Genomic DNA, 2,131 nt, shown 5'->3' on the forward strand with positions numbered 1-2,131 from the left:
TAGGGGGGTCAAAATTGGTGGGAAAAAGGGGTCAATTTTCAACGGGAATCTTCAGAAAAGACCCGGTTCCTTCGGGTCTACCACAATAAAATTTGAACCTATGGACCCAATCTCCTGGTCGAAATATTGCTGGAAACTGGCTCCCAGTGATACATTAGCAATGACCGCAGCCACACCAATGACAATACCAAGAGTGGTGAGGATAGACCTCATCTTGGCACTGCGTATGCTTCCCAAAGCCATGCGAATGGACTGTACAAGGTTCACCATCAGTTCCACCACCTATTGTTGCTGTTTCTTGCGTCTGTACATTACCAAACTCGATACAACGACTATGGCTGCCAGAATTCCAAAACTGGCCACTCCATTCCCGCTCTTTGGCTTATCAGGTCCAATAGTTAAGATCAGATCATCTATCACAGCTTCGTGCTGGTTATAGCTGTTTTTGTACTGGGCTGTTATTATCAGATCTTTCGAAGTTGGATTATCATCTGATACAACTCTGGCATCGAATTCCACTGTGAACAATTCATCATGGTCCATGGACCCTATGAAATATTCTGCAGGAGAAAATTCAATACCTTCTGCCTGTGGTTTGATGGACACTGACGATAATGTCCCTGGATGGGTATTTACCACATCGAACTCAATAGTGACTATTTCCTCTTCAAGCGTCAAGGGTTTGGTTGGAATGATCTTGATGCCAGAAGAATCGACTTTGATTGGAATATCCCAATTAGTGTTATAGGAATGTGAACTTCCCATCACATTGAATTCCAGATGATTTGTCTCGTCATTTGCATCGTCGTCCACAATGATATTATATGTAAGATCAATAGTATCTCCAGGACCCAGGATGCCGGTTTCATAATAGGGATCACTGGTTACTATTATATCATTGCTGCTTGACAGACCTGCGGAGCGTACCCTAGCATTGGTATCGTATTCCTTATCGTCTATACTTACGGTATACTGGGTCGCACTGTTCTTCAGTGTAAGTGTAACTGTACCTGTGTCACCTGGCTTTAATACTTCAGGTTCAGTGACTACCTGTTCCAGTTGCAGCGTTCCTTTACTGTCAAATGTATCAGAACCTACCCTGATGTCAAATTCTTGTTTCATCCATACAGAATCCTTATTATCCTGGTAACGGACCTCAATTGATCTGACACCGGTTTTCGCATTTTCATCCACATACAGCTTGTATTCGAATACTGCACCCTGCTCATTAGGCAGGATCCCGATATTTTGTACTGCCTGGTCTTTTGTATCCAATGAGAATGGATATGAAGGAACCAGTTCTACCAAAACGTCATCAGCCCGGCTGTACCCTACATTTTCAACCTTTATCCAGACAGTGACATATTGTCCGATCTCTGCCGGATAAGGTTCATACTTTACGAGATCTACTTTAAGTGCTGTAGATGCTGAAACGCAGGTCACTGACATTGATAATATTAAAATTGCTATAATCAGTGGCCTGAAAAATTTTTTATATTTTCTAATATCTTTCATATTTTTCACCTCTTAATTATTTTCTATATTACCGTCTTTTACCAGCACAACCCGGTCTGCGTATGCTGCAACCTCCGGGTCGTGCGTGATCATAATAATGGTCCGACCCTGATCGCGAAGGTCGGTAAATATTTTCATAATATCAATGCTGGTCTTTGAATCCAGGTTTCCGGTCGGTTCGTCTGCAAGGATCAAAGACGGATCATTGATCAGGGAGCGGGCAATGGCCACTCTCTGGCTCTGGCCGCCTGATAGTTCGTTGATTTTGTGGTCCATGCGATCATCAAGGCCCACAAGTTCCACAGGGATTTCCACATAAATTAATCTCTCCCAATTTTTATTCCCCTTAGTCAGAAATCGCATTATATTGGCCCATATTCATTTCCTATATGTAACTACTTTTTTGACACATGCCTTTAATTCCCGATTCAAACATATAGCTTATCAGATGTGTTTTCCATCAAAACACTCATCGATGTCACGAAAATGTAAACTACAGGCATAGCCATATTACCACAATAACCTTTATTAGTGCCAAAAACAATGTTACACATATGACTGTAATAATTCTAAAGGGAGAGAAAAAAAGAACTTTCGAAATAGACCTTGAAGACCC

General features: G+C 41.7%; 3 protein-coding genes. All 3 read right to left on the reverse strand.

Features of this window, described 5'->3' with window-relative positions; translation table 11 throughout:
- Positions 1-51: 51 nt before the first annotated feature.
- A complete protein-coding gene (locus tag IBX40_12995; protein MBE0525227.1) occupies positions 52-270 on the reverse strand; it encodes an ABC transporter permease in 219 nt (72 codons plus the stop codon).
- A gap of 12 nt (positions 271-282) precedes the next feature.
- Complete coding sequence (locus IBX40_13000; protein MBE0525228.1) at positions 283-1,449, reverse strand: hypothetical protein; 1,167 nt, start codon at positions 1,447-1,449, stop codon at positions 283-285.
- Positions 1,450-1,527: 78 nt separating this feature from the next.
- Positions 1,528-1,878 (reverse strand): ATP-binding cassette domain-containing protein, encoded by a 351-nt coding sequence (locus IBX40_13005; GenBank protein ID MBE0525229.1) that lies wholly within the window; start codon positions 1,876-1,878, stop codon positions 1,528-1,530.
- Positions 1,879-2,131: the final 253 nt, after the last annotated feature.

This window comes from Methanosarcinales archaeon, from assembly GCA_014859725.1.
In the GTDB taxonomy this organism is placed as follows: domain Archaea; phylum Halobacteriota; class Methanosarcinia; order Methanosarcinales; family Methanocomedenaceae; genus Kmv04.